Genomic DNA, 26,542 nt, shown 5'->3' with positions numbered 1-26,542 from the left:
CCCCACCGTCAACCCCCCAAACAAAACACACCACAAGCCGAACCACACCCGCCACCACCGAACCAACACAGCCGCGGAGCACGTCTAGAATCCGCGCCGTGTCCAGCTCCTCCACACCGTCTCCCACCCACACTGCCTTGCCGCACCGCCCGGTCGACACCGTCATGCTGTTCCTCGACCTGGTCTACGTTTTCGCCGTGGCCGGCATCAGCGGCCTGCTGCGCGACAACGGGGCCCTCGGCCTGCTCCACGGCGCCGTCGTCCTCGCGGTCATCTACTGGCTGTGGTGCATCACCTCCATTCAGGCGAGCATGCGCGACGTGACCACCAACCACAACCGGTTGGTGGTACTGGCCCTGGCGCTGGTGACGCTGGCCGTCGCCATCACCGTCCCGCACGCCTTCGGCACCCACGCACTCGCCTTCGCCCTGGCCTGTTGGGCGGCCCGCGGCGTCCTACTGATCGGCATGGTCGGCACCGCCTGGCGAGTGTTCACCCCCGACCTAGTGGGAGTGGTCCTGACCGGCCCCCTGCTCGTGGCCGGAGCGCTGCTCGGCGGAAACGCCCAGCTGGGCCTGTGGGGCGCCGCGGCCCTGCTGGAGCTGGTCAGCCCCAGCCTGCAGCGCCGTCGCATGCGGGCGGTGAGCTACGACGCCGAGAACGTGGTGGAGCGCTTCGGCCTGCTGGTGATTGTGGCCCTGGGTGAGACCGTGGTGGGCATCGGCGAGCCACTGAGCGAGGCCGAGGCGATCGACTGGCGCCAGGCCGTCGCCGTGATCGCGGCCTTCGCGCTGGTCGGAGGGCTGTGGTGGTCCTACTTCCACCACAGCAGCGGCCTGGTGCTGCGGCTGTTGGAGACAGCAGGCACACCCTTCGACGTCGTGCGCGAGGTGCTCGTCTATGGGCACCTGGTCCTCATCGGCGGCATCATCGCCGTCGCCGCCGGCTTCCACAGCGTGCTCGAGGAGCCCGACGCCCCGATGGGATGGAAGATGGCGGTGCTGCTGTGCCTGGGGGTGGCCGCGTTCCTGGCGGTGTTCCTGCACGTGCGCGCCCGCGTCTTCTCCAAGCTGTATCGCTCCCGGCTGGCGGGCATGCTGGCGGCGGCGCTGCTGGCACCCCTGGCGGCGACGACGCTGCCCGGCTGGGCCGCGCTGGCGGCCGCCGCCGGCATCGCGCTGGTGGTGTCTGCCTGGGAGACCCTCTCCCCCACGTCCGCCGGACTGCCCGCCCCCGAGGACTTCCGCTGAGCCGCTGTGGCCATGCCCGTCGCAGTGGGTTCCGGCATATCGGGACGGCCGGGCGGGCCCGTCGCCGAATATGACGCGTACGCGCTCTCGACTCCCGCGGCTGCTAACGTGCGTTCGGCGGCCTGCCAGCCGTACCGGCGCCGTTCCCGGGTGCGCACGGTGTGGACCGGCCCCGTCCACGCCCACTTCGACGACGGGTGTGGGCTCCTCCTCCTGAAAGGACCGGCATGTTCGTCCTAGTCCCCACCACACCACTGGATGCCAACACGATCCGCTTCATTGCGGAGTCCACCAACGCCATGCTGGAGGCGCGGGCCGCAGAGCAGACCACGCGAGACGAGCGCGCTAACGGCGCACGCCGCCACGCCCCGATCGGCGCCCGGCCGACGGCGCTACCAGTGAACTGACCGCGTCGTCACCAGGCGTCTACTACGCCACTTCACCGTTGGGCACGCCGGTTCGACCTTTGCTGAACGGCCCACAGCCATTCAGCAGACCCCTAAGGGGCGTAGCAGACGGTGAACCGGCGTAGTAGACGGTCACCATCACCCGCAGAACCGTCGGCCCAACCCTGCCGCCACGGACACTAAACGCGAGCGCCGTGGCCCGCCGCGCCAACCGCTAGCATGGCAGCGCGATCGAGGAGGATCGGCAGCCGCGCGCACATCCCCCGATCAGCTGCTGGAAGTCGGCGCCGTCATGCGCGCGGCCAGGCAGATCGCAGTGAAGGAGATACGGTGCACAGCAACTCGCCCGACGACGCAGCACTTCCCCGGGCGCTGGACCTGCTCGCCGAGCAGTTCCCCCTCTACGACTGGACCTACAGGGAGGTGCCTGAAACCAGCGGCGCCGAGGTCGGTTTTGAGTGGTTCGGCGGAGACGATGAGGAAGTCATGGTCTGCGTCTTCCGCGGCAGCAGCATCGGCGAACGCTTCCACCGCCACGGGTTCTTCTTCCTCAACTACGCCTACCAGGGTGACTACCGGGCGCTGAGTCACCGGTCCGACAACCTGGTGACGGTGCACGAGGGCCAGATGTATACGGGCCAGCCCTTCCACGGCTACGCGCTGCGCTCCAGCGTCGACGAGCAATGCACGATCGTGGGCGTGCTGATACGCGCCCAGACCTTCTACCGAGAGTTCCTGCCGCCGGTCATGGCCGACGCCGAGCTGTTGGACTTCTATCTGGGCCCGCGCGACGACGCCTTCAGCGACGAGTTCCGGCACGTCACCATCCCCGACTCCTCCCCCGTGCGCCGGCTGCTGGAGATCATGGTGGTTGAGTACGCCAACCGCCGTGACGATTCCCAGCAAGTCCTCAAGCCGTTGGCCCTGGCGCTGGTAGAACTGGTGGCGCGGGAATGGCGTGCCGAGTACACAGGTAGCACGGGACGAGCCGAGAACGATAGGCCTGGACGCAGCGAAGGAACCGACGCCGGAGCTGGGAGCGGAGGCATCGAGGTTCCGGACAGGCCCGTGTCCTCAACAGTCATTGAGGCCGTGTCCCGGGATTTGGGGGGTGTCACCCTGCAGGCGTTGGCAGACCGTCTGGGCTACCACCCCAACTACCTGAGCACGCTGGTGCGTAAGGAGACGGGGAAGAACTTCTCCCAGTTGGTCCTCCAACTGCGCATGGAACGCGCCGCCCTCCTGGTGGAGCGGACCACACTGTCAGTGGAGGAGATCGCCCGGAGCGTCGGCTACTCCAGCACGAGTAACTTCTACCGGGCTTACATGAGGTACTTCGGTCACTCTCCCCGGGGAAGAAGCCGGGAGTAGCTCGTGGCCCGCTGAAGATACGACCTGAGGAATTGGCCCGGTGGTGCTGAGATGCGGGCGCTGCGCAAGACCGAGCGGGAATGGAATAGTGCGGACCGTTCCAGCAGACACATCGTCGCCGAGGTGCCGGCGAGAATCATGCACCCCTCGACGGCGATCGGACTCCTAGACCAGCTGCCCCAAGAAGATCCTCAAGCACAGCAAGGAGAGAATCATGCAGGACATCACCGGAAAGACCGCGATCATCACGGGTGCCAGTTCCGGCATCGGCAGGGCGTCCGCCCTCGCGCTGGCCGAGGAAGGGGTCAACCTCGTACTGACCGCCAGGTCTGCGGACAAGCTGGCGGACATCGCCCAGCAGTGCCGTGAAATGGGCGTCCAGGCCGTCTACCACGCCGGTGACGCCCGCGAGGAGGCCACCGTGATCGCTACCGTCAAGCTGGCGATGGACACCTTCGAACGGATCGACATACTCGTCTCCAACGCGGGCATCGGCATTGCCGGACCGTTCCTGGACTCCACCATGGAGACCTACGACGTGCAGATGGACACCAATGTGCGCTCCTCCTACGCGTTCTGTCTGCACGCGGTACCCGAGATGATCAAGCAGGAGGAGTCCCAGCTGATCATCGTCTCCTCCGTCACCGGCATCAATGGCCATGCCCAAGAGGTCGCCTACTCCGCCACCAAGTTCGCCAACCGGGGCATGGCGCAGGCGCTCAACCTGGAGTTCCGCGAGCAGGGGCTCAAGGTGTGCACGCTGTGTCCCTCGGCTACCAACACCGAGTTCCAGGTGGGTGCCGGACGCACGCACGAGGAGAACGATGCCCGCCTCATGCTGCTGCCGCAGGACGTGGCCGACGCCGTCGTGTTCATCTGCAAGCAGAGCAAGGGCACCAGCCGCGTGATGGAGATGACCCTGGCTGCCATGTCCGGGAACTGAGGCCACACCTCACAGCGCATCACCAACCGCAAGGGGCACGAAGAGCTCGTTTCGGGGATGAACCGTGCCGAGCTCCGTGTGCTCCCAGACGCATCCTCTCAGGTGAGCAGATCTCGCAGCAGGACCGCCATGTTCGTGGACAGGTTGGCGTGGTGGTCCGTCACGTACAGCACGCCGTCACGCGTCGAGCAGCGCAACTCGAGGACGTAGGAGGCGAACCACTCCAGAGAGATCCATAGGCAACCGTCACGATGCACGGCCTCAGCGAGCATGGAGGTCACTCGTCCGTTCCTCACGCACCCGATGCCGCCGCGCGCGAACTGCAGGCTCTGTCCATCGGACAGCGTCAAGACCGCCACGGCGCCTCCCTCGGACTCCTCCAGCGCAGCGTCGAAGGTGCACGCGATGAAGCTCAGGGGGACGTATACGTATTCCCCTCGCACGAGTGCGTCACCGCCCAGCCCGTGGTACTTGAGCTTCCTCCAAGTGAAGGCCTCCCCACCGAGCTCGACGACGCCTCCGCAGACCCACGCACGACTGCAGCCGTTCGCCACCGCGACCGCCCAGTCATCACCTTGCCGAGGGCATACGGACCCCGTGTCCTGAATGAGACCGTCCTCATGGCGACGCATCCCCGAGAACAGGTAGTCCCAGACGAGCTCGGCGTCATCGAAGGTCTGGCCGTGATCGCGATTGCGCACATCCCGGAACACTAAGTCCGCGTTCCCACCCCGATAGAAGGCGAAGTTGTCGTCCCCTCGGATGGAGATCGCGGGTGGCTCGGTGATCCCATTGACAGCACGCCAGTACTCGCGGTTGCGACGGACCACTTCCTGAACTGGCATCCCCGCGTCCTTCGGCGGCCCGTCGAGGTCCAGCCGAGACTGCCAGATGGCCAGCGGACCGGCCCGGTTCAGAGGGCGTCCGTCGGCATCGAAGAGAAGGTTGGGTTTGGCCGGGCCGCCGGAGCCAGCTGCGCCCGCCAGCACGTCCCCGAAATAGCGGGCGAACTGGGAGGTCATGAGGTTCCCCATGGACATTCCCTGCATGAACACCCGGCTCCGGTCGATGGAGTATTCCTGGCAGCACTGCTCAATGAGACCGAGGATGAAGCGCAGATCATGGTTATCCTCCGGATTGGCGGGAGGAGTGTTCAAGTACATGCCCTCAGCATCCGGACGGGTGAAAGCCTCGACGTCCTCCGCAGCGACGTCCACGGTCCAGAAGTTACGGGTTCCAGCGCTCGGGAACACCACGATGAAGCCCTCGCGGTCGGCCACATTGGTCCATGAGGTGTACACGGCCTGCGCCCACCCGGTCATCATGCCGCCGTGCAGGGAAACGACGAGTGGCACGGGAACCGTCGGGTCGTAGGACTCGGGCACATAGAGGTACCAGTGGTCGACGACGCCGTCAGCGATCTCTCCGGAGCATTCAGCCAGTCGGGGAGGGAAGGGCTGGGAGTTGTTGCCGTTCTCATTTACGACGATGCTGGAGTTCTTCAGAGATTTTGGGAGATAGTCCCGGTTGTCGTCATCCGGGACGCCCGGGCGAATGAATGCCGATCTTCCTGTCATGTGAAACACCTTTCGCTGTGCGGGTCGCGGGTCTCCTGATGTCTCAAAGGCACGCATCCTCAAGATCGAAGAATTCAAGGGCCTCTCGGATAGCGCGGTCCCAGAAGTCCCACTCGTGTCCGTACCCTTCGGTGATGACGAACTCCGCCTCAAGGCCGATCTCCTCGGCGTGCTTCTTGAAGGTCATCAGATCAGGGACTATGTAGTCGTCATCGCCGCCAGTGTGGAAGCGCAGCCGCGGCAGCGCCCCGCTGGCGGCCTTCTCGTCGATGATCCGCCAAACGTTCTCCTCCGATGCCTTGAAGGCCTCCAGGCCACCGGCGTTGTGGACCATGCCCGCCAGACGCCGAGCGAAGATGTCATCCGAGGCGAGGTACTCCTCGGTCAGGAGATCGAAGTTCTTCGGCGCGGCGGAGAGCACCGCCGCCGCTGCGAAGAGCTCCGGGTGGTTGACCGCGAACTTGATGGTGGCTCGTCCCCCCATGGACAGGCCCGCAATGAAGTTGTCCTCCCGCCTATGTGAGACCGGGAACCAGTTCCATACCAGCGGCATGAGTTCCTTAATGACGTAATCGTATGCGTCGTAGCCCAGCATCGCGCCGCTCCAGTTGGAGAAGTTGGAGTTCTGCCCGCTCGGCATGACCACCGCGATGCCCTTGTCGACGGCGTAACGTTCAATATTCGTCTTGCGCACCCAGTCACTGTGGTCACCGAAGGTCCCATGCAGCAGCCACAAAACCTTCAGGTCTCGGGCTCGCTCGTAATAGTCGGTCGGTTCCTCGGCCTGCGGGCGGTCTGGCAGGATCATTGTGAACTCCTGGTTCGCGCGCAGATGCCTACTCTCGAAGTTCATGGTCAGCAACGCCATAGCTTCTCCTAGTGTCATTGAATCCGGCACGGCATCCCTGCCACACCGATGGTGCGCAGCAACTATCCGCCCCTCATCCCACCTGCGTGAGCCGCCATCCGGCGGCGATATCCCGGCTGATCGCGCCGCGATGGCGGCTCACGCACTGCGCGCATCCTGATTGACTCGGCACATGACGCGGATCGCAGTGCGGCCTACACCACCCGCCTGCGCCCCGCGCCCGAGCAGTTCCCGTCCGTACCAGAGCGCCTCCGTGAGGGGCATCGAGGTCACGCATGTCCGCAGTCAACAACCAACGCATCTGGTCGACTGGATTCACCATCATCTTCGTCATTAATGTCATCATCAACTTCGCGCAGTACATGATGATCACGCTGGTGCCCAAGTTCGCCGAGTCCCTGGGCGCCTCGGCCGTGGTCATCGGCGTGGTCACCGGGACCTTCGCGATCACGGCGTTGGCGGTTCGTCCCCTGGTCGGACCGGCCACCCTACGTCTTCGCAGCCAATGGCTGCTTGCGGGCACGCTTCTGATTCTCATGGCTGCCTTCATCCTCTACTCCTCGGCAAACAGTGTCACGGGCCTGTTCGTGGCACGTCTCCTGCACGGAACAGGAATGGGATTCCTGGCTCCGGTCACCCTGTCGCTGGCCAGCCAGGCTCTCCCGGCGGAGCGCATGGCGCAGGGCATTGGGGTCTTCTCCCTGGGCCAGGCGGTGGCCACGGCCGTCGGCCCGTCAACGGGACTCTGGCTCCTAGACGTGATCGGCTACCGGGGAACCTTCCTGGCCTCTGGAGGCCTCATCGCGATCGCCTTCCTGATGACCTGGGCGCTATCCCCCGCTCCTCCGCCGGCACGCACCGACGGCACGTCCTTCTCCTGGCGATCCGTTATCGCACCCGAGGCGGTGGTCCCGGCCATCGTAATCTTCTTCCTGGCAGGGGCATACTCGGGCATCAACGCCTTCATCGTTCTGCTCGGCGAGTCCGTCGGAGTCGCCGATATAGGTACGTTCTTCACCGCCTACGCCCTCACAATCGTGATCTCGCGTCCCTTGGCGGGACGCATCTCGGACCGACACGGCCTGGCTGTCGTCATCGTGCCAGGCATGGCGGTTTTCGGCCTCGCGTTCGTCGTCGTCAGCCAGGCGCATTCCTTGGCCATGTTTCTGGTGGCCGGAGTGCTCTCGGCCCTGGGTTACGGCATCTGCCAGCCCGCGGTCCAGACCTGGTGCCTAATCAGCGTTGAGCCGGCGCGAAGGGGCATAGCCAGCAACACCAACTACATCGGCGTCGACCTCGCCTATCTGGTGATGCCGGTCGTTGCCGGTTCGATCGTCTCCCAGCTCCGTGACGCGGGCGCCTCAGCGGTGTCCTCGTATCAGATCATGTATCTCTCCCTTATCGTCCCCGTGGCCATCGGTATGGTCGTATTCCTCGCCTATGGCCGGCGCAGTCTATCCCATCAGACCAACAACCCGAATGATCGGAGTTCATCATGAAGCCCGTCGTCAACCAGGCCATGCTTATCACCTACGCGGACTCTTTGGGGGGCAACCTGATGCGCCTGCGTGCCGCCCTGGACACTCACCTACCCGGAGCGTTCGGGGGGCTCCACATCCTGCCCTTCTTCCGCTCCTCGGGGGACCGCGGTTTCGCGGTCATCGATTACGACGACGTCGACCCCGCCTTCGGCGACTGGTCAGACATCGACGCCCTCGGCAAGGACTACTTCCTCATGGCTGACTTCATGCTCAACCATGCCTCGATCCGCTCCCGGGAGTTCCTCGACTACATGGCACGCGGAGATGATTCCACCTACCGATCGATGTTCATCGACTGGGACGAGTTCTGGCCCGAGGGGGAGCCCTCGGACGAGGACATGGAGCTTCTTTACCGACGCAAGCCGGGTGGCCCGGTCAAGGAGTTCACGCGAGCGGACGGGAGGAGCGTGCGGATCTGGAACACCTTCTTCGACGAGCAGGTTGACATCGACCCCTACGACCCCGCCACCCAGGCGTACTACGAGCGCAACCTCAGCCGGCTGGCCCAGCACGTGGCGGCCATCCGGTTCGACGCCTTCGCCTATGCCACTAAACGCCCCGGCACCAGCTGCTTCTTCGTCGAGCCCGATGTCTGGGAAGTCCTCGAAATCGGTCTGAAGCCCCTGAAGCCGTACGGCACCGTCATGCTCCCTGAGATTCATGAGAATTACCGCACGCAGATGAAGATGTCCCGCAAGGGGCACTGGGTCTACGACTTCGCCCTGCCCATGCTTACTCTGCATGCTCTGTTCACCGGGCGCACGGACCATCTCATACACTGGCTGGAGATCTGCCCCCGCCGCCAGTTCACCACTCTGGACACACACGACGGAATCGGCGTGGTAGACGTCGCCGGCCTGCTCAGTGACGAGGAGATCGACCTGGTCTCACAGCGGGTCGACGCCAACACGGCAAACCTCAAGGGGCACGGTCCCGCTCTCCCGGCGATACACCGGGACGGGAAGAAGGTCCGCTACCAGTTGATGACAACCTACTACTCGGCTCTGGGGGAGGACGACGCCGCTTTTCTCCTCGCCCGTGTCTTCCAACTCTTCGTTCCCGGGATCCCACAGCTGTACTACGTCGGGGCACTCTTCGGCGCAAACGACATCGCGGCGCTGGACCGGGTCGGTGATCCCCGCGCCGCCAACCGACACGACTACTCGGAGGCGGAGATCGCGCAGGCAGTCACCCGCCCTGCGGTGCAGACGCTCCTGGCCGCTCTGCGCCTGCGCAACACCTTCCCAGCTTTCAACGGTCATTGCTACGTCTCGGAGCAGGGTCAGGGGCGCATCAGCGTCAAATGGGATGACGGAGCCTGCGCGGTACTACTGGAGGCGGACTTCTCCGACCACTCCTTCGTCATCAAGGCACGGCGGCGGCACGAGCCCTGGCGCCAGGTACTAGTGTCCTGATACCTCACCGACGGGGACGGCCGACGGCGCGCCCGGGAGGCCCCGGCTCAGGACCCCGCCTGATTTCCGCTCCTCGCCCAGGGGTCCAGTTCCGTGCCGAAGACGGCGAAGCGCTGGGCCACGCATCCCAGCCACAGGTAGAACAGATGACGAGAGTTACTCAGGTCGAGGTCAAAGGTGTCCTGAAGGCGATCGACGCGCTTCTGCACGGTGGAGTGGTGCAGGCCCAGCTCGACGCAGGCGCCCCGCACGGACTTGGCCCTGGTCAGGGCGGTCACGGTCTCCTCGAGCCACGGGATCTGCTCAGCGGTGATGAGCTGCACCGTGGGATCGGTCATGACGTCCTCCGGCATGGCATGGAGGAACAGGGGGGCGATCACCTTGAAGCGGTCCCATTCCAACAGCTTGCCGAAGGGGGCCATACGGAGCACCGTTCGCGCTCGACTCCACGACTCCATGATATCCGTCGGTGCCACCGCCGGGCCGGCCCCACCTCGGTGACCGGGGAATTCCGAGTCCAACCTGATCGAGGCGGGCTGAATGACGGCATACACCCGGACGGCACCGATATCGGTCGTGGCACTCAACTGATCGGCTCCGGATATCTTCGTGGTCGCCAAGACCCGATATGTCCGGTTGGCATCCAGCCGCAGTGAGCTAATGAGTTGGACCCGCCGGTCGGCGGCTACCGGGTCATTGAGGAGGATGGACCAAGCCTGGGCGGGGCTGGGGGCGAATGAGTCCATGCGGTCGCGCCAGCGACTCACCCCCTGAACCAGGCGTTCAAGTACCAGGCGATCAGTGGTGCTGGGGTCGGGATTCTCCACCCAAATTCGGCTTCCGGTGTCCGGCGAGACGCACGCCGTCGGCCAACCGGACTCGGGACCAGTCGACCTGCTGGGCAGACGACGCCCCGCGGGGTCGACGCGGATGTCGATCCCGCGGTCCTGCAGGCTCATCCCCGTCACCGACCCGGTCAGTGCGGCACCCCCGCGCAAGTACGCCTCCGGCCCGGCACCGCTGCCATCCAGACTGTCGAAATAATCCAGAACACGCAGTGCCACGCCGGCCTCGGTATCCCGGGCGGCAAGCCTGGACAGAAGGTCCCTCACCCAACCACCTTATCCTGGGGCCCGTAGCCGAATATCCGCCCCAGCCAGCTGTTACGGGACTCCAACGCCGCCCGCCCCACCGAGGTGTGGAAATGGTTCTCGAAGCCGTGGTAGCCGCCGTCCCACACGTGCAGCTCGGCGGAGCCACCTGCCCGCCAGATGCGGGCTGCATAGTCGATGACCTCGGAGCGGAAGGTCTCGGCCGAGCCCACCTCCAACAGGGCAGGCGGCAACCCCGCCAGGTCCTTCACCCGGCCGGGAGTGTTGAACCTGACCTCCCCTGGGTCCGTACCGGCCAGGACCATCGACCAGGCCCTCCGGTTCTCCTCCGCGGACCACGGTCCCGTCAGGGGCTCCTGCCGAACGGAGTCACCGTCTGCGTCGGGGTCGAGCATCGGCGCCATAAGCAACTGACCAGCGAGCGGAGGGCCTGAGTGTTCTCTGGCGAGCAGGGCGGTGCCGGCAGCCAGCCCGCCGCCGGCGCTCATGCCGGCCACGACGATCGCCTCGGGGTTGATCCCCAGCGCCTGGGCGTGCTCGACCACGTAGCACAGGGCGGTGTAGCAGTCCTCTACCAGAGTGGGGGCGGTGAACTCCGGCGCCAACCGGTAGTCGACACTGAAGACGCTGGCCCCGAAGTCGTCAATCCAGCCCTCAAAGTCCGTCACGCCGTCCCAGGGCGTACCCACCATCATCCCGCCGCCGTGAATGTAGAACACGCACGGGCGCAGATCCCTGGCCCCCGCGGCGTGGGTGTGTACCAGGCCGATTGGGTATCCGTCAGCCGCGGGGACCGTGAGATCCTCGACCACGTAGCCCCTGGCCTCGTAGCCCTCGCGGATCTCCTCGGAGAAACCGCGGATATCGGTCCTCATAGCCTCCAGGGCGTCCGCGTCGAAGGGCATGGGTACAAAGCCTCGCACGGCCAGGGCGCCGGCCAACTCGGCGTCATAGGCGGGACGCAGCGGAACCTGACGGCAAAACAACTCACCCATGGTTCAACCCTTCACCGAGCCCTGCAGCAGCGCTTGCTTGAACTGACGCTGGAAGACGATGAATACCAGGAGCGTGGGGATCATCATCAGCAGTGCCGCGGCGCACAGCATGACGACGTCTGTGGCATAGGCCCCTTGAAAGCCAGCGAGTGCACCCCCAACAGTTCGCTGAGACGGATCGTCGATCATCACTACGGTGAGCATGAAATGGTTCCAAGTCCACAGGAAGCTCATAACCATCAGGGTGGACAACGAGGCCTTGGCGATCGGCAGCTGGATGCTGACGAACGTGCGGACTGGTCCAGCGCCGTCGACCTGTGCAGACTCCTCGAGCGCCCCAGGGACGCCGAGGAAATGCGTCCGCATCCAGAACACGCCGAAGGGCATCTGCATGGCCACCAGCGGCAGCGCCACGCTCCACACGGTATTGGTCAGATTAAGGTCCCGCATGGTGATGTAGAGCGGCGTCACAAGGCTCTCCGTGGGCAGGGTCAGGCCCGCGAGGAAGACCAGGAAGAAGATCGCGGATCCGGGCACCTTCAGCCAGGTAAGGGCGTAGGCCGCCATGGTCGACAAGAGTAGGACCAGGGGCACCACAATGATGACGAGCCGAGCGCTGGAGAGCATGAGTGTCGGAAACTTGGCCAGTTCGAAGGCGGTGGCGAAGTTTTCCCAGTGCAGAGCGCCCGTGAAGGAGATCCCGGCGGGCAACGTCCCCGGTTGCGCCAAAGCTACAGACAGCAGCGCGACGAAGGGCATGAGAGTGTAGATGGCCAGGGCAATGAGAAGGGCAGAACCTGAGAACCGCTCACGGCGTGAAATGCGCATGGTTACGTCAATCCTTCGAGCTGAGCTTCTGTAGCGGAATGATGACGAGCAGGACCACGGCCATGAGGACGATTCCCATGGCGGCGGCGGCACCGACCTTCTGCTGGCTGAAGGCAAGGAAGTAGACCTCGACGCCTGGCACCATGGTGGCCCGCGCCGGACCGCCCTGAGTGGTCATGTAGACGATGTCGAAGCTGGCGAGCGCGGCAATGATGGTCATGGTGGCGCACACGACGATCTCCCTGCGCAGGCCCGGAAGCGTCACCGCACGGAACTCCTGCCACGCGTTGGCACCGTCCAGACGGGCGGCCTCGTAGAGTCCCTGGTCGATCTTGGTGATGCCGGAGGACAGCATCATTGTCGTGATACCCAGCAGGGCCCAAGTCCCGATGAACCCGATTGCAACCAGGGCAGTCTTTGTATCGCCCAACCAGGCCCTGGTGATGCCACTGAGTCCGACGGCGTCGAGGATCTGGTTGACCAGCCCCTCGCGCGAGTAGATCCAGCTCCAGCCAATGGCGGAGGCGGCCATGGGGATAACTTGAGGGAGGAACAGTACGGTTCGTACCAAATCGCCGCCCCGTCGACGGGCGACGTGCCCGGTCAGCGCCGCCGCTGCCAACGCAAGGACCAAGGTTCCGCCGGTGAAGAACACCATCAACTCGAAGGAGTGCAGCAGCGTCACGAGCTTGGACGCGTTAGTGAAGATGTCGACGTAGTTCTTCGTCCCCACAAAGGTGGCCTCCCCAACCCCGTTCCAGTCGTAGAAGGAGTATTGGATGGCACGCACGAAGGACCCCAGGATGAGCCACCCGTACAGGCCCGCCGCCGGAGCGAGGAAGGCGAGGGCAATGAGAGTTCGTTTCCAAGACCGGGGTCGGCGCGCCCGGGTGGCTGCCTGTGCCATCAGCCGTTCAACTCCTGCTCGTACCCGTCCTGGATGGCCTGGGCGAACTCTTCGGGCGTGGTCTTTCCGAGCAGAAGAGCCTGGCACTCGGGGGTCATGACACCCATGCCGATTCCCGGAGTTGCATTGGCGATGAAGTCCACCGCCCCTCCGGATTCGAGAACGGTGTTGAATGCCTGGGTGGTCTCCTGGACCAGCTGAACATCACTCGTGGGTACGGGCAGGTCGGTGGGGCCGCCCGGGGAGCAGCCGATCGCGTCGACAACCATCTGACGCGCTGACTCATCGGTGTGAATCCAGTTGAGGAAGTATGCCGTGACGTCCTTGTTCGCAGCGGTGGCAGGAATGACGTAGTTGGCGGGAGACGCCATCGCCTTGAGATCGGCACCCGCCTGGGCTCCTGGAAAGAGGAAGAAGCCGACCTTGTCCCCCATGACCGAGGCGAGTCGCTGGGCCTCCCAGTCGCCGTTGGGGACGAAGAGCGCATCGCCGGCCTGGAAGTCGGCCATTGAGGTGGAGTAGTCGACCGAAACGGCGTCGGAGGGAATGACCCCGTTGCCGACCCATTCCTGGATCTTCGTGGCGGCTTCAATCATCGCGGGCTGGACAAAGGTGGCCCCGGACTTCTGGAAGATCCAGTCGTTGATCTCTTGCGAGTCGCCGTAGGCGTTCTGGAGCATCTGGAGGAGGTAGGGGGTCCCCACGTCCTTTCCGGCCATGGCGATGGCCTTCTTGCCCGCGGCTACCGCGGCGGCGCAGGCGGCGTCGAACTCGTCCACAGTGGCGGGCGGCATCGTAACGCCCAATTCGGAGGCGAGCTCCTTGTTGTAGAAGATACCGGTGACGTTGTAGCCGATTCCTACCGCGTAGAGGGAGCCGACGCCCCGCTGACCGCTGTCGTCCATTCGCGCGATCGCGAGCAGCGGCTGGGACCAGGAGTCCCAGCCGTAGGCCTCCGCATAGGGATCCATGTTGGTAACAATCTTATCCTTCGCCGCGGCGCTCAGCGCCGGCATGAAACACAACTCGGGAGGATCGTTGCGGGTGAGGATGCGGGATATGTTCTGTGCCAGTGTAGCATTCGCCTCAGCAGTGATCTCGAAGGTCACCGTATTGTGCTGAGCGGTGAAAGCCTCGCCGAGAGCCGTCACCGCGTCAGCGGCCTCGGTGCTGGTCATGATGCGAATCTTCACGGACTCGGTAGGCAAGGTCGTGGAGACGGCCTCGGGCGCCGACCCTTCGGCGGAGGCTCCGCCGGATCCCGGCGCCGAGCATGCGGCGGTTGCGGCCGCAACCAGCGCCACGGCACTGGTACCCAGCATGCGACGGCGATTCATAAGAGGAAGGTGCTTCGCACTCACGTCTGACTCCTTCGGTCGTCGTTGACAGGATGATCATCTTCCGGAGCGACCTGCGCGGCCGCCGCCATGTGGTCTCCGTTTCGGCGCCTCCCACCGCCGAATGGCGGTGGGGCGTCCCGAGGGTGCCGCGGCCCTCGCCGAGGTCGGCCGCATTCACCGGAGTCCGTCACAGTTGTCCCCGCCAGGCACAAATCACGACTGAAGGCCACTACCTAATCTACCGAGAAGCTGGTAGAAGACCTCTGTGAAGACCGTACGCATACTCATGCGCAGCCTGCGCGAGTACAGGAAGGCATCGTTGCAGGCGCCACTGTTCATGGTGGGCGAGGCCGGACTCGAGTGCATCCTGCCCCTGATGATGGCCGAGCTCATCGACACCCTCACCGGCCAGTCCATGGGTCCGATCCTGCGGATCGGCCTGGTGCTTGTGCTAATGGCGATGATCTCGCTCGCCTGCGGCGTCCTGTCCGGCGTGCGCGCCGCCACCGCCGCCGCCGGCCTGGCCCGCAACCTGCGCCAGGACCTGTTCTACCGGGTGCAGGAGTTCTCCTTCGCGGACATCGATCGCTTCTCGACGTCGTCACTGGTCACCCGCATGACCACCGACGTCACCAACGTGCAGAACGCCTACCAGATGATCATCCGGGTGGCCGTGCGCGTGCCCCTGATGGTGATCTTCTCCATCATCATGGCGCTGACGATCAATGCGCGCCTGGCACTGATCTTCATCATCATGCTGCCCTTCCTCGGAGGCGCCCTGGTTGGCCTCGCCGCCTACGTGTTCCCGATCTTCCAGCGGATCTTCAAGAAGTACGACGCCCTGAACAACTCCGTGCAGGAGAACCTCTCCGCGATCCGGGTGGTGAAGTCCTTCGTCACCGAGGAGCACGAGAAGACGAAGTTCCGCGCCGCCTCCCAGGAGGTCCGCAAGGACTTCACCTACGCCGAGAAGATACTGGCGCTCAACGGCCCGATCATGGTCTTCTTCATCTACGTGGCACTGATGCTGGTCAACTACCTGGGCGCCCGGGTGGTCGTGGCCAGCGGCGCGACCGAGCTGACCACCGGCGAGTTCTCCTCCCTGATGACCTACGGCGTGCAGATCCTGGCATCAATGATGATGCTCGCGTTCATCTTCGTAATGGTGTCGATGTCGGTGGAGTCCGCCAACCGCATCGCCGAGGTCATCGAGCACCGCCCCACCCTCACCTCCCCCACGGGCGGCCTGAAGGAGGTTCCCGACGGCGAGGTCCGCTTCGAGGGGGTCTCCTTCCGCTACGCCGCCGACGCCGAGGCCGACGTCCTGCACGGCATCGACCTGACGATCCCGTCGGGCTCCACCCTCGGAATCGTGGGCGGCACCGGCTCGGCCAAGACCACGCTCATCCAACTAATCTCCCGCCTGTACGACGCCACCTCCGGGCGGGTGAGCGTGGGCGGCGTCGACGTGCGCGAATACGACCTGGAGAGCCTGCGCGACGCGGTCGCCGTCGTGCTGCAGAAGAACGTCTTGTTCGCCGGCACCATCAAGGAGAACCTGCGCTGGGGCGATCCCGACGCCACCGACGCGGAACTCATCCACGCCTGCGAGCTGGCCCAGGCCGACGAGTTCGTGCGTCAGTTCCCCGACGGATACGACACTCGCATCGAGCAGGGAGGCACCAACGTCTCCGGCGGGCAGAAGCAGCGGCTGTGCATCGCCCGCGCCCTGCTGAAGAAGCCGCAGATCCTGATCCTGGACGACTCGACCTCCGCCGTCGACACCCGCACCGACGCCCTCATCCGTCGCGCCTTCGCCGAGGAGATCCCGGACACCACCAAGATCATCATCGCCCAGCGCCTGAGTTCCGTGGAGCACGCCGACCATATCATCGTCCTCGACGACGGCCGCATCCTGGAGCGCGGCACGCATGCGGAGCTGATGGCCCTGGGCGGCGAGTACCAGCAGATCTACGAATCCCAGAACCGCACCAGCCAGACGCAGGAGGTGGCGTGACCGTGGCGCGCACCCGCAATCAGCAGCCCCGGGACCTGCGTCCCGACGCCGACCAGCCGGACCCGCACGACCTGCCGCATATCGAACACCCGGCCCGCCGGCTGCTGGCCTATGTCTTCCGCTACTACCCGTGGCAGTTGATCGTCGTCGCCGTCAGCATCGTGATCGCCTCGGTGGCCTCCACCGTCGCCTCGATCTTCATGCAGCGGGTGGTCGACGAGGTGATCACCCCCGGGCTGAGCACGGGCCTGGACGCCGTAATGCCCACGCTGGTGCGGATCATCACCGCCATGGGCGTGGTCTACGCGCTCGGCGTGCTCACCAACTTCCTGTACTCGCGGATCATGGCGGTGGTCACGCAGGGCTCGCTCAAGCACATGCGTGACGACATGTTCGACCGCATGCAGTCCCTGCCGATCAAGTACTTCGACACCCACGCCCACGGCGCGATCATGTCGACCTACACCAATGACACCGACGCGGTGCGCCAGCTGATCGGCCAGTCGGTGCCCACCCTGATCCAGTCCGCCCTGACCCTCGCCGCCATGCTGGCGATGATGCTCTACTACAGCCTGTGGCTGACGATCCTGGTACTGGTAGTTGCCGCGATCATGGTCGGCGCCACCCGCAACCTGGGTGGGAACTCGTCGCGCTACATGGTCGCCCAGCAGCAGTCGCTGGCCACCGAGGAGGGCTTCGTCGAGGAGATCATGGGCGGGCAGAAGGTGGTCCAGGTCTTCAACCACGAGGAGGCCGCCAAGGCCGACTTCGACGCCCTTAACCGGCAGCTGTTCGCCGACTCGGAGAAGGCCAACCAGTACGGCAACATCCTCGGCCCCGTCATGGGCAACCTCGGCAACCTGCTGTATGTGCTGATCGCCATGGTGGGCGGCCTGCTCATTCAGCTGCAGGTGACCAACATCGGCTTCGCCGGCATGGGCACCATCACCGTCGGCATCATCGTCTCCTACCTGACGATGGTGCGGCAGCTGTCCCAGACCATCAACCAGGCCTCCCAGCAGGTGGCGCTGATAGCCATGGGCCTGGCCGGCGCCGGCCGGGTCTTCGCCCTGATCGACGAGCAGCCCGAGCAGGACGGCGGTTATGTGGGTCTGGTCGACGCCGTCGAGACCGCCGACGGCGGCGTTCAGCCCGCGGACCACAAGACCGACGTGTGGGCCTGGCGCCACCCCCACCAGGCGGACGGCACCGTCACCTACACGCGGCTGCGCGGCGAGATCGTTATGAAGCACGTCGACTTCTCCTACGACGGCGTCAAGGAGGTTCTCCACGACGTCTCCCTGTGGGCCGAGCCGGGGCAGAAGATCGCCTTCGTGGGCGCCACCGGCGCCGGGAAGACCACGATCACCAACCTGATCAACCGCTTCTACGACATCGACGACGGCAAGATCCGCTACGACGGCATCAACATCAACAAGATCGCCAAGGCGGACCTGCGCCGCTCACTGGGCGTGGTGCTGCAGGACGTGCGCCTGTTCACCGGCACGGTCATGGACAACATCCGCTACGGGCGCCTGGACGCCACCGATGAGGAGTGCATCGCGGCGGCGAAGCTGGCGAATGCCGACGGCTTCATCCGGCGCCTGCCGCACGGGTATCAGACGGTGATCTCGGGCGACAGCTCAAGCCTGTCCCAGGGGCAGGCGCAGCTGCTGTCGATCGCACGCGCCGCCGTCGCCGACCCGCCGGTGATGATCCTGGACGAGGCGACCAGCTCCATCGACACCCGCACCGAGGCGCTGGTGCAGGCCGGCATGGACAACCTCATGCGGGGGCGAACGGTGTTCGTGATCGCCCACCGGCTGTCCACGGTGCGCAACTCGGACGCGATCATGGTGCTGGACCACGGCCGCATCATTGAGCGCGGCAGCCACGACCAGCTGATCGAGCAGCGCGGCACCTACTACCAGCTCTACACCGGCGCCTTCGAACTGGAGTAGGCGTTCCACCTAAGCCCTCCTTTAGTTTCATGCAACATACGCTACGAGTAACTAAAGTTTTTCTGTAGTTTCCCTGCTACACTTGTCACATGTCAACCCGGACTGACCTCCGCCGCTCGTTGGAAGGTACCGCCTTCCGTCAGCACGGTTTCTTCACAGCGGCTCAAGCCCTAGACGTCGGATACTCCTACCAGGCACAGAAGTACCATGCAGACCGCGGAAACTGGGTCCGCGTTGATCGTGGGGTGTTCCGGCTGCCCAACTGGCCACCCTCAGCAGATGACGAGTACGTGCGCGCTTGCCTCAGGCTCGGCCGAGACGCCGTTATCTCACACGAAACCGCCCTGGCAGTCCATGACCTGTCCGATGCGAACCCGGCACGCATCAACGTAACGGTGCCCGGCGGTCGTCGCGAACGAAACGGCATCCTTTCCATTCACGAAGGCGCGGTACCCCCAGGCGATAGGGAGGACCGGGACGGCTGGAGGGTCACCACGGTGGAACGCACGCTTGCCGACGTCGCCTCCTCCACCTCCTCACAGGAGCATCTGACCCAAGCCGTCCGTGAGGCGCTCGCCAACGGGGTGATTACTCCGCGTCGTCTGCGTAACCGAGCGGCAGGACTCAACAATCGGGCGGCATTACGACTCGAACGGGCCGTTTCCACGGCCGTTGAGGAGATACAGTGAGAGACAGTTCGTACAAGGAGTCGGTGACCCAGCGCCTGTCAAACGAGGGCCGCCGTCTCGGCGTCGATCCGAACGTCGTCATCAAGCGTTTCGTCTTTCAACGACTGCTTGCACGATTCGCTACGGATCCCAGATGGGTACTCAAGGGCGGCTACGCGATGGAACTGCGACTTGGCCTGCATGCAAGAACCACGAAGGATCTTGACCTCGTCGTTCACGACATTCAGAACGGACTGACTGCCGTCGAGGTCCAAGACCTGATTGACGAAATACTCGACCAAGATCTTGGCGACCGGATGACATTTACGGTCAGCACTCCTAAGACTTTGACTGCAGACGGCAACGCCGGTGAGACGTGGAGGGTCACGACGCGAGCCCTGCTCGACAACAGCGAGATCTGTTCAGTCAGGCTTGACGTGGTAACAAATGCCGCAGATATGGGCGATACTGCAGACCAACTCCGAGTTGAGCCGGTAATTCCAGAACTTCAAGGGTGCGAAGCGATAACGATAGCCGCTATTGACCCAAATCAACAGGCCGCCGAGAAACTACACGCCTGCGCACGGACATATGCACACGATCGCCCTTCGTCAAGGGTGAAGGATTTGGTGGATCTGGTTCTTCTCGTAGAGGCGGACCTGCTGGCACCGAAACGTCTCGGCGAGGCTCTTCGTCGCGTATTTGATGCGCGCGACGGCGAGTTGCCGCCACGCTCGCCGACAAACCCACCTGGTTTCTGGCGTGCAGCCTACGAGGAAATGGCAGCAGAGTTGCGGATAGAAGCGAGCAATTACGATGACGCGATAGCGCTCATTGACAGCACCTACCAGCGCGCACTCATCCACGTCCCTGATGACATTAACAGTAATGGGAAAGAGTGATTCTGGCATTGCGCAGAGGTTCATCGACACCGAACCCACGTTGAGGTTCGGCGCCATCGGCCGGGGCCGCGCGACGCAGCGTTGGAGCGGGCTGCGCACGATTGCGGATCCCACGCAGCCCGCTCCTGTGCCGATATGGGTAGCACCGCAAAGCGCGTCGATCGACGACGGCACAACGACGCTTCTACGCCGCAGCCTTCCGCAGGGAATGGAGACCCCAAAGGCCGGTCAGGAACGGCGCCGCCCCGAGCACCGCGGCGAGGATCGGAGGCACCTCACCCCAGCCCAGCCAGACCACTACGGCGAGTGAGACTAGCAAGACCGCCCCGTTGTTCTCAGCCATTCGTAGCACGACCCGTTGCCGTGCCGGAGTCCGTTTGTGCACCCGCGTCCCCACAACCAAGATGAACACGACCATGAACAGGGAAATCACACTTGCGCGTGTGTTCTCATCCCCGAACCAATCATCAAGCACAATGCTCCAGGCAGACACCGGCGCCAACACCGCAAGTGCGATCAGGTACCACGCCACGGGCGCGACTCGCCGTCGCGAGGCCACCGCCCCGCAGACGCCGTCTCTTGTTTCCGTTCCTGCACTTTACTCATGACACGCTCCTTTGCGTCTCAGGGAGAACCGACGGGCCACTCCCACATCATTCGCGCCGCCCCATTCGCCAGAGCAGCCGTCCTTTTCAATCGATCTCAGCACGTAACTTCAACCGATCTCGGCGAGAGGGGCCGGGGCCGACGGCGGCGTCAATGCTGCCAACCGGCGCCCGCCCCTCTCACCGAGGCGACGCCCGCCCTTGTCGAGGACGGTCCGTCACAGGCTCTCGAGGATGCTCTTCCCGAGGGTCAGGTGGCGGTCGAGTTGCTCGTCGGCGTCGTTGAGGTAGAAGGCGTGGCCCTCATACTCGGAGATGAAGGCGCCCTTGAAGCCGCCGTCGGCCAGGATGGACAGCGCCTTCTCATACGGGATCGTCGGCTCGAAGACCTTGCCGTCCGCGTCGAGTTCCAGGTGGTAGAACTTGCCGTGCACGTACTTCACATACGGCACCATCGCGGCGAAGGAGTCGAGCTCCGCCGGCGCGAAGGACAGGTAGCCGAACCATTCGGAGATGGCGACCTTCTCCCCCTCGCCGCCGCCCATGTTCTTGGCGACGTGCTCCTGCATCTCCTCCTCGGTCATGCCGTTGTGGCGGTTGGCGATGATCCAGTCGAGGGTCTCCCGCTTGGCGCCCAGGCCCACGTAGCGGTTGATGGCGATCTCGGTGGGCCGCTCGATGAACATGCCGAAGTCGGGCACCAGCCCGAAGGACTCGAGCCGGTTCTTCTCGATCGTCTCCATGAATCCGCGGGTGGTGGCGTCGGCCGGCGTGTGCGGAGCGTGGATCTCGAAGCCGATCTGCACGCCGTAGCGCTCGGCCAGGTCGTTGACGGCGGGGGCGAGCTCCGGCTCGAAGCCGGTGGCGCGCAGATACTTCGCGCCGAGGCTGCGGGCGGTCATGATGTCCAGGCGGATGTCGGAGAGGATGTCCTCCCGGCTCATCTGGTAGCCCGTGATGCGCCCCAGGTCCACGTAACCGCCGTAGGAGAAGACCTCCACACCGTGCTTCGCGCCGGCGGCCAGCACCGCGTCGATCTCCTCGGGCCGCGGGGTGGGGTACTGCTGGAAGGTCTGGGCGCCGACCAGCTCCACCTTGCTGACGCCCTTGGCGGCGACGTGCTCGAAGATCGTGTCAATGCTCCAGTCCTCGTTCTCGATGAACTCCTGGGTGTAGCTGTAGCAGGAAATGCCCTGTTCAATTCCATTAATCGTTGCCATGGTGGTCTTGCTCCTCAGTTCTCAGAGTTCTCGGCCACGGTGAGGGTGGCGGATGCGGAGGCGTCGAACATTCCGTAGACGCCGGAGGCGAACTGCATGTAGACGACGCGCGCCTCGCACACGAAGTCGACGTCGTGCGGCCCGGCCGCCAGCGGCTCGCCGGTCACGTGCAGGCGGATCGGGGTCTTGACGCCCCAGTACTCGGTGAAGGCCAGCGGCACCTGCTTAAGGCGCAGGAACTTGCCGTTGATCTCCACCAGGATGCGGTCGTCGTCGACCCGCTCGCCGTCGACGCTCAGTTCCATCCGCTCGACGGCGGAGATCGGGGTGCCGCGGTAGTAGTTGAGGCCGACGTCGAGGACGTAGCCGTCGGAGTCGTTGGCGAGCCGGCGCAGCACCTGCTCGTCGAAGCCGAGCTTCATGAATTTGGTGGGCATGGGTGATTCCTTCGGTTGGTTCGAGTTTGGTAGCTAGTGAGGCAGCAGTGAGGTGAACACTGTTTCAGGCCACCGCGACCCTGCGGGTGAAGCGGTTCTCGGAGACGAACGGCAGGTAGGACACGCGCAGGCGCAGGTTCACGTGCACGTCGTGCTCGCCGGGGGTCAGGCCGCCGGGCCGCAGCACGGTGATGGTCGCGAAGGTGCGCAGCTCCCAGCGCACGTCCGAGACGTCGGCGAGCTCGGCGAAGGTGCGGGTCACGCCGTCGTAGGTGAAGCGCAGATCCTCCGCGGGCACCGCCTCGCCGTCGACGACGACGTCGGGCGTCTCGATCATGGACAGTCCCAGGCCGCGGTAGTAGGGGATGTGGGCTTCGAAGGAGAAGCCCACCACCTCGCCGTCGGGGCCGGTGACGTTGCGGACGCTTCCCTCGCGAATGATCATCTCGTCGAACATGTCAGTTCTCCTTCCCGATCAGTGCCTTGAGCATGTTCTGGTGGGCGGCGACCTGCGTGACGGAGTCGACGGGCTCGGCGTCCTCGATGTGGCGGTTTCCCTCGTACTCGCTGGAGAGGTAGCCGTCGTAGCCGATCTCGTCCAGGACGGGGACGATCTCGTGGTAGGGGATGGAGTACTCGTGCCAGTAGTCGAAGCCCTCCACCTGGTGCATCTCGTAGAACTTGGCGTGGATGTGCTTGATGAACTCGGCGTGGTCGCGCAGGCAGTCCACGGGTTGGGCGATCATGTGGATGCCGTTGCGGGCCAGGCCCAGGGTGACGCCGTCGACGCCCTGCCGCTCCAGGCGGTCGAAGAGGGCCTGGGTGTCGCCGTGAGAGTTGTAGGTGTCCACGATCTCGTGGGCCAGCTCCGGGTCGGCGCCGTCGCGCAGGGCCCGGTCGACGACGACGCGCGGCAGCTTATGGACGAAGATGCCCATGTCCGGCACGCAGCCGACGACGTCGGAGCCCACGCGCGCGGCGACCTCCAGATGCCGCTTGATCCAGTCGTCCTCGAAGGAGTATGGGGAGTGGACCTCCACACCCATCCACACGCCGTGGTCGCGCGCGTAGGGGGCGGCGGACTCGACGACCTCGGGCGGGGTGTTGACGATGATGCGGATGCCCTTGGCGCCCAGCTTGGCGGTGTGCCGGATGTCCCGTTTGAGGGAGTCGACCATTTCGGAGTGGTTGAGCAGGCGGCCGCGGTAGCGCTTGGTGTCCAGGAACATGTCGTGGACGGTCGGCGTGGTGCCGTACTTCGCCATGAGGTCCTGCCACCAGGAGTAGAAGGAGTCGGGCAGATCGGGCTGACCGGGGAAGGGGAAGCCGGGGATCATCTGCTCGCCTAGGGTCTCGATGCCAAGCGCGCCCTCCTTGGCGGCTGCGGCGACGCAGTCCTCGAGGTCCATGGTGCCGTGAACGTATTCGTGCTGGTACGAGTACAGGCTGACTCCGCGTTTGATCTGTGAGGTCATTGATGCGCTCCTCTCTGAGTGCGGATTGCGGGTGAGTGTGGTTCGGCCCCGGCCCCGCGGTGGGGACCGGGGCCGAACCTGTTGCTGTCCGTCGGGCGAGCCGTGAGGCGGCGCCGGGACGGTGCGGCGTGTTATTTCGGAGGCGACGGCGTCGGCTCCATTGGGCCTGCGCGCCCGGCCGGCCGGGGGAGCGACGCCGTCGGGCCGTCAGTCGAAGTAGACGGGCTTGCCGCCCTGGGCCGCGGACTTGTAGATGCCGTCGAGGATCTCGGTGACGACGACCGCCTGGTCCGCGGTCACGTAGGGCTCGGTGTCGTTCAGGATGGCGTCGAGCCACAGGCCGGCCTCTAGGCCGCCCATGTAGGCGAAGCCGGTCTGGGCCTCGCCGGCGGCACCGGCGGAGAAGTAGGCTCCACCCTCGCCGAAGCCGGTGTTGACCTGCCTACCGCCCTCGATGGAGTTGACGTCGACGATCAGGTTGGCCGAGCCGGCCGGGTCCTGGATGGTCTCGGCACCGGCCTCGGTGCCCATGATGGTGATGCAGCCCTCGCGGGCGGCCTTGATGTTCAGGGCCCAGGAGGCCTCGACGAACAGGGAGGCGCCGTTCTTGAAGGTGACGAAGCCGAAGGCGGAGTCCTCGACCTCGTAGGTGGCCGGGTCCCATTCGCCGCCGATGTTGCCCTCGGGCTTGTCGGCCAGCTTGTAGTTAACCACGCCGGTGACGGAGGCGACGTCGTAGTTGTTCATCAGCCACAGGGCGACGTCGATGGAGTGACCGCCCAGGTCGATGAGCGGGCCGCCGCCCTGCTTGGTCTTGTCGGTGAACACGCCCCAGATCGGCACGCCGCGACGGCGGGTGGCGTGGGCCTTGGCGGCGTAGATCTCGCCGAACTTGCCCTCGTCGGCCAGGGCCTTGAGGAACTGGTACTCCTCGCGCTGGCGGTACTGGAAGCCGACGGTCAGCTTCTTGCCGGTGCGCTTGGCGGTGTCGCGCATCTTGCGGGCGTCCTCGCCGGTGACGGCCATGGGCTTCTCCACCATGACGTGCTTGCCGGCCTCCAGGGCGGCACAGGTGATCTCGCAGTGGTTCGCGTTCCAAGTGCACACGTGGATGACGTCAATCGAGTCGTCGCTCACGAGGTCCTTGTAATCGGTGGTGGTGTAGGCGTCCGTGTTGCCCCACTGAGCCTTGCCGGCCTCGGCGCGCTCAATGTCGAAGTCGCAGAAGGCGACGATCTCGCACTTGTCCTTGTGCTGCGCCAGGCCCACCAGGTGCTTCTGGGTTCCGATGAATCCCAGGCCCACGATGCCGATGCGAAGCTTCTTGCTCATGTCTGAACTCCTGTGTTCGGGTTGAGCCCGCCGGCGGTGGCTGGGCCCGGCAGGATGCGTTCCCGCCTCACAGGATCGATTCAACTCGGCCGCCACAGCCGAACCCAAGCCCACACACGCACACTTGCGCCTCGTGCGTGCATAAGTGGCTACGGAAGGTGGGCATGCCCGCCCTCACCCGCGAGCAGCCTAGGTTTTCGTGGGCAGGAGTAAACACCGGACCAGCTCGCGATTGCGTTTCCCGGGGCGGCAGCAGAAAGCCGCAACGGCGGACACTCACCAAGCCCATTACGAGCACGAGGTACAAGGCCGTACCAATGAGTCAGGCCTACGCACGTACCGTCGACCCCCGCACGATCAACTCCGGAGTGAGCACAACCCGCTGGTGAACATGGAATCCGTCCCGATCCATCTCATCCAGGAGCAGGCGCACGGCCGCAGTCCCCATCTCCTGCCCCTTCATGGTGATGCTGGTCAGCGGCACTCGGCAGTCCCCCGCGGAGCTGTTGCGGTCGCAGCCCATGACGGCAATATCACCCGGAACCGCAATGCCCGCATCACACAGTCCCTCTACCAGTCCAGACGCGAGCGAGTCCGACACACCAATAATCCCGTCGGGGCGGGTTTCGGGGCCGCGGCCGGCGATTTGCTGTGCCACGGCCAAGCCGTCACCCTCTTTCACTCCACCGGCCATGATCTCCTCGAAGGAGGCGGCTCCGGCGGCTTCGCGCATCGCGCGGCGTACCCCCCTGCGTCGCAGCCGAACCGGTTGGTACTGCTCGTCACCGCCTGCCGCGAAAGCGATCCGCCTGCAACCAATATCCAGCATGTGCTGGACGGCCAGGTAGCCGACCTGTTCGTTGTCGACGACGACGGTGCACAGGTCCTCGTCCCCCTGGTCGTAGTTGATCAGTACCACGGGTATACCGCGCACCTTGAGCCGGGCCACATGCTCCGAGGAGTCCTGCATGGGTGCCAGAAGCAGTCCGGCGACCCTGGCCTCGTTGAAGGAGTCCACATTGCTCCCCTGGGCACCGAAGTCATCAGCGCTGTCCGCAAGCAACAGGTTATGGCCGGCCGCACGGGCCGCAGCCTGCGCTCCCCTAGCCACGTCAACGAACATGGAGTTCGAAAGGTTGATGACGACCAGCCCCAATGCGCCAGATCGGCCGGAGGCAAGCGTGCTGGCGTTGGCGTTGCGGACGAACCCGAGCTCATCGATCGCCGCCCGCACGCGCTCTATGGCTGCGGGGGACACGCGCTCGGGATGGTTGAGGACGTTCGACGCGGTACCAAGGGACACCCCGGCGCGATCCGCGACATCGCGCAGACGCGGCGACCGCTGCGTTCGCGTGGGCACCTCTAGAACAC

23 protein-coding genes are annotated in these 26,542 nt (G+C 64.8%); 10 read left to right on the top strand and 13 right to left on the bottom strand.

Going from position 1 to position 26,542, the window contains the following annotated elements; translation table 11 throughout:
- Nucleotides 1-98: 98 nt before the first annotated feature.
- The 4 genes from DRB06_RS00195 (at nt 99) to DRB06_RS00180 (ending at nt 3,971) form a co-directional block, all read left to right on the top strand.
- Entirely contained in the window at nt 99-1,250 is a 1,152-nt protein-coding gene (locus tag DRB06_RS00195; RefSeq protein ID WP_181575138.1) for a low temperature requirement protein A, read from the top strand.
- 227 nt (nt 1,251-1,477) lie between these two features.
- Nucleotides 1,478-1,657 carry a hypothetical protein gene (locus DRB06_RS00190; protein ID WP_108968679.1) on the top strand — a complete coding sequence of 60 codons (180 nt, stop codon included), beginning with the start codon at nt 1,478-1,480 and terminating at the stop codon, nt 1,655-1,657.
- Between the two features lie 330 nt (nt 1,658-1,987).
- Nucleotides 1,988-3,028, top strand: a complete 1,041-nt coding sequence (locus DRB06_RS00185; protein ID WP_181575137.1) for a helix-turn-helix transcriptional regulator — start codon at nt 1,988-1,990, stop codon at nt 3,026-3,028.
- Nucleotides 3,029-3,242: 214 nt separating this feature from the next.
- The gene (locus tag DRB06_RS00180) at nt 3,243-3,971 is read left to right on the top strand and encodes an SDR family oxidoreductase (protein ID WP_111818825.1); all 729 of its coding nucleotides are present in this window, start codon (nt 3,243-3,245) and stop codon (nt 3,969-3,971) included.
- A gap of 98 nt (nt 3,972-4,069) precedes the next feature.
- Here the strand turns inward: DRB06_RS00180 and DRB06_RS00175 are convergent, their stop codons facing one another.
- Both DRB06_RS00175 and DRB06_RS00170 read right to left on the bottom strand, forming a co-directional pair.
- The gene (locus DRB06_RS00175) at nt 4,070-5,548 is read right to left on the bottom strand and encodes a PHB depolymerase family esterase (RefSeq protein ID WP_111818824.1); all 1,479 of its coding nucleotides are present in this window, start codon (nt 5,546-5,548) and stop codon (nt 4,070-4,072) included.
- A 43-nt stretch (nt 5,549-5,591) separates the two neighbouring features.
- Nucleotides 5,592-6,416, bottom strand: a complete 825-nt coding sequence (locus DRB06_RS00170; protein ID WP_108968687.1) for an alpha/beta hydrolase family protein — start codon at nt 6,414-6,416, stop codon at nt 5,592-5,594.
- A gap of 275 nt (nt 6,417-6,691) precedes the next feature.
- Between DRB06_RS00170 and DRB06_RS00165 the strand changes: the two genes are divergently transcribed.
- Both DRB06_RS00165 and gtfA read left to right on the top strand, forming a co-directional pair.
- A complete protein-coding gene (locus DRB06_RS00165) occupies nt 6,692-7,915 on the top strand; it encodes an MFS transporter (protein ID WP_111818823.1) in 1,224 nt (407 codons plus the stop codon).
- Nucleotides 7,912-9,372 (top strand): sucrose phosphorylase, encoded by a 1,461-nt coding sequence (gene gtfA / locus DRB06_RS00160; protein ID WP_111818822.1) that lies wholly within the window; start codon nt 7,912-7,914, stop codon nt 9,370-9,372. The genes DRB06_RS00165 and gtfA overlap by 4 nt, the downstream gene beginning before the upstream one ends.
- Nucleotides 9,373-9,419: 47 nt before the next feature.
- Here the strand turns inward: gtfA and DRB06_RS00155 are convergent, their stop codons facing one another.
- Genes DRB06_RS00155 through DRB06_RS00135 form a run of 5 tightly spaced genes read right to left on the bottom strand, consistent with a single transcriptional unit; the run spans nt 9,420 to nt 14,575 of the window.
- Entirely contained in the window at nt 9,420-10,484 is a 1,065-nt protein-coding gene (locus tag DRB06_RS00155) for a helix-turn-helix domain-containing protein (protein WP_073328969.1), read from the bottom strand.
- Nucleotides 10,481-11,479 (bottom strand): alpha/beta hydrolase, encoded by a 999-nt coding sequence (locus tag DRB06_RS00150; protein ID WP_073328966.1) that lies wholly within the window; start codon nt 11,477-11,479, stop codon nt 10,481-10,483. Before DRB06_RS00150 ends, DRB06_RS00155 begins: the two co-directional genes overlap by 4 nt.
- Nucleotides 11,480-11,482: 3 nt before the next feature.
- The gene (locus DRB06_RS00145; RefSeq protein ID WP_073328964.1) at nt 11,483-12,307 is read right to left on the bottom strand and encodes a carbohydrate ABC transporter permease; all 825 of its coding nucleotides are present in this window, start codon (nt 12,305-12,307) and stop codon (nt 11,483-11,485) included.
- A gap of 7 nt (nt 12,308-12,314) precedes the next feature.
- Nucleotides 12,315-13,214 (bottom strand): carbohydrate ABC transporter permease, encoded by a 900-nt coding sequence (locus DRB06_RS00140; RefSeq protein WP_083565597.1) that lies wholly within the window; start codon nt 13,212-13,214, stop codon nt 12,315-12,317.
- Nucleotides 13,214-14,575 carry an ABC transporter substrate-binding protein gene (locus DRB06_RS00135; protein WP_146750755.1) on the bottom strand — a complete coding sequence of 454 codons (1,362 nt, stop codon included), beginning with the start codon at nt 14,573-14,575 and terminating at the stop codon, nt 13,214-13,216. Before DRB06_RS00135 ends, DRB06_RS00140 begins: the two co-directional genes overlap by 1 nt.
- A 244-nt stretch (nt 14,576-14,819) precedes the next feature.
- Between DRB06_RS00135 and DRB06_RS00130 the strand changes: the two genes are divergently transcribed.
- The 4 genes from DRB06_RS00130 (at nt 14,820) to DRB06_RS00115 (ending at nt 20,102) form a co-directional block, all read left to right on the top strand.
- Nucleotides 14,820-16,571: an ABC transporter ATP-binding protein gene (locus tag DRB06_RS00130; RefSeq protein ID WP_111818820.1), complete on the top strand. Its 1,752-nt coding sequence runs from the start codon at nt 14,820-14,822 to the stop codon at nt 16,569-16,571.
- A 35-nt stretch (nt 16,572-16,606) separates the two neighbouring features.
- Complete coding sequence (locus DRB06_RS00125; RefSeq protein ID WP_111818830.1) at nt 16,607-18,532, top strand: ABC transporter ATP-binding protein; 1,926 nt, start codon at nt 16,607-16,609, stop codon at nt 18,530-18,532.
- A gap of 89 nt (nt 18,533-18,621) precedes the next feature.
- Nucleotides 18,622-19,221, top strand: coding sequence for a type IV toxin-antitoxin system AbiEi family antitoxin domain-containing protein (locus DRB06_RS16895; RefSeq protein WP_111818819.1), 600 nt, complete (start codon nt 18,622-18,624; stop codon nt 19,219-19,221).
- A 23-nt stretch (nt 19,222-19,244) separates the two neighbouring features.
- Nucleotides 19,245-20,102, top strand: coding sequence for a nucleotidyl transferase AbiEii/AbiGii toxin family protein (locus tag DRB06_RS00115; RefSeq protein ID WP_181575136.1), 858 nt, complete (start codon nt 19,245-19,247; stop codon nt 20,100-20,102).
- Between the two features lie 823 nt (nt 20,103-20,925).
- Here the strand turns inward: DRB06_RS00115 and DRB06_RS00105 are convergent.
- From DRB06_RS00105 to DRB06_RS00080, 6 genes are all read right to left on the bottom strand, one after another.
- Nucleotides 20,926-21,927, bottom strand: coding sequence for a TIM barrel protein (locus DRB06_RS00105; protein WP_111818816.1), 1,002 nt, complete (start codon nt 21,925-21,927; stop codon nt 20,926-20,928).
- A gap of 14 nt (nt 21,928-21,941) precedes the next feature.
- Nucleotides 21,942-22,364 (bottom strand): DUF6379 domain-containing protein, encoded by a 423-nt coding sequence (locus DRB06_RS00100; protein ID WP_111818815.1) that lies wholly within the window; start codon nt 22,362-22,364, stop codon nt 21,942-21,944.
- A 64-nt stretch (nt 22,365-22,428) separates the two neighbouring features.
- Nucleotides 22,429-22,821, bottom strand: coding sequence for a DUF6379 domain-containing protein (locus tag DRB06_RS00095; protein WP_073328951.1), 393 nt, complete (start codon nt 22,819-22,821; stop codon nt 22,429-22,431).
- A gap of 1 nt (nt 22,822) precedes the next feature.
- Nucleotides 22,823-23,839, bottom strand: coding sequence for a sugar phosphate isomerase/epimerase (locus DRB06_RS00090; protein ID WP_111818814.1), 1,017 nt, complete (start codon nt 23,837-23,839; stop codon nt 22,823-22,825).
- Between the two features lie 207 nt (nt 23,840-24,046).
- Nucleotides 24,047-25,171, bottom strand: a complete 1,125-nt coding sequence (locus tag DRB06_RS00085) for a Gfo/Idh/MocA family protein (protein ID WP_108968714.1) — start codon at nt 25,169-25,171, stop codon at nt 24,047-24,049.
- A 328-nt stretch (nt 25,172-25,499) separates the two neighbouring features.
- Nucleotides 25,500-26,531, bottom strand: a complete 1,032-nt coding sequence (locus DRB06_RS00080) for a LacI family DNA-binding transcriptional regulator (protein ID WP_199912516.1) — start codon at nt 26,529-26,531, stop codon at nt 25,500-25,502.
- Nucleotides 26,532-26,542: the final 11 nt, after the last annotated feature.

This window comes from Actinomyces sp. Z5, assembly GCF_003287795.1.
In the GTDB taxonomy this organism is placed as follows: Bacteria; Actinomycetota; Actinomycetes; order Actinomycetales; family Actinomycetaceae; genus Actinomyces; species Actinomyces glycerinitolerans.
The sequence above is the reverse complement of the archived record's forward strand: the minus strand, read 5'-3'. Positions and strand labels throughout refer to the sequence as shown.

Coding starts and splice junctions, on each gene's coding strand:
- DRB06_RS00190 (WP_108968679.1), top strand. CDS start 1,478: ATGTTCGTCCTAGTCCCCACCACACCACTGGATGCCAACACGATCCGC.
- DRB06_RS00140 (WP_083565597.1), bottom strand. CDS start 13,214: ATGGCACAGGCAGCCACCCGGGCGCGCCGACCCCGGTCTTGGAAACGA.
- DRB06_RS00095 (WP_073328951.1), bottom strand. CDS start 22,821: ATGTTCGACGAGATGATCATTCGCGAGGGAAGCGTCCGCAACGTCACC.
- DRB06_RS00090 (WP_111818814.1), bottom strand. CDS start 23,839: ATGACCTCACAGATCAAACGCGGAGTCAGCCTGTACTCGTACCAGCAC.
- DRB06_RS00150 (WP_073328966.1), bottom strand. CDS start 11,479: ATGGGTGAGTTGTTTTGCCGTCAGGTTCCGCTGCGTCCCGCCTATGAC.
- DRB06_RS00085 (WP_108968714.1), bottom strand. CDS start 25,171: ATGAGCAAGAAGCTTCGCATCGGCATCGTGGGCCTGGGATTCATCGGA.
- DRB06_RS00105 (WP_111818816.1), bottom strand. CDS start 21,927: ATGGCAACGATTAATGGAATTGAACAGGGCATTTCCTGCTACAGCTAC.
- DRB06_RS00145 (WP_073328964.1), bottom strand. CDS start 12,307: ATGCGCATTTCACGCCGTGAGCGGTTCTCAGGTTCTGCCCTTCTCATT.
- DRB06_RS16895 (WP_111818819.1), top strand. CDS start 18,622: ATGTCAACCCGGACTGACCTCCGCCGCTCGTTGGAAGGTACCGCCTTC.
- DRB06_RS00165 (WP_111818823.1), top strand. CDS start 6,692: ATGTCCGCAGTCAACAACCAACGCATCTGGTCGACTGGATTCACCATC.
- DRB06_RS00175 (WP_111818824.1), bottom strand. CDS start 5,548: ATGACAGGAAGATCGGCATTCATTCGCCCGGGCGTCCCGGATGACGAC.
- gtfA (WP_111818822.1), top strand. CDS start 7,912: ATGAAGCCCGTCGTCAACCAGGCCATGCTTATCACCTACGCGGACTCT.
- DRB06_RS00100 (WP_111818815.1), bottom strand. CDS start 22,364: ATGCCCACCAAATTCATGAAGCTCGGCTTCGACGAGCAGGTGCTGCGC.
- DRB06_RS00170 (WP_108968687.1), bottom strand. CDS start 6,416: ATGGCGTTGCTGACCATGAACTTCGAGAGTAGGCATCTGCGCGCGAAC.
- DRB06_RS00180 (WP_111818825.1), top strand. CDS start 3,243: ATGCAGGACATCACCGGAAAGACCGCGATCATCACGGGTGCCAGTTCC.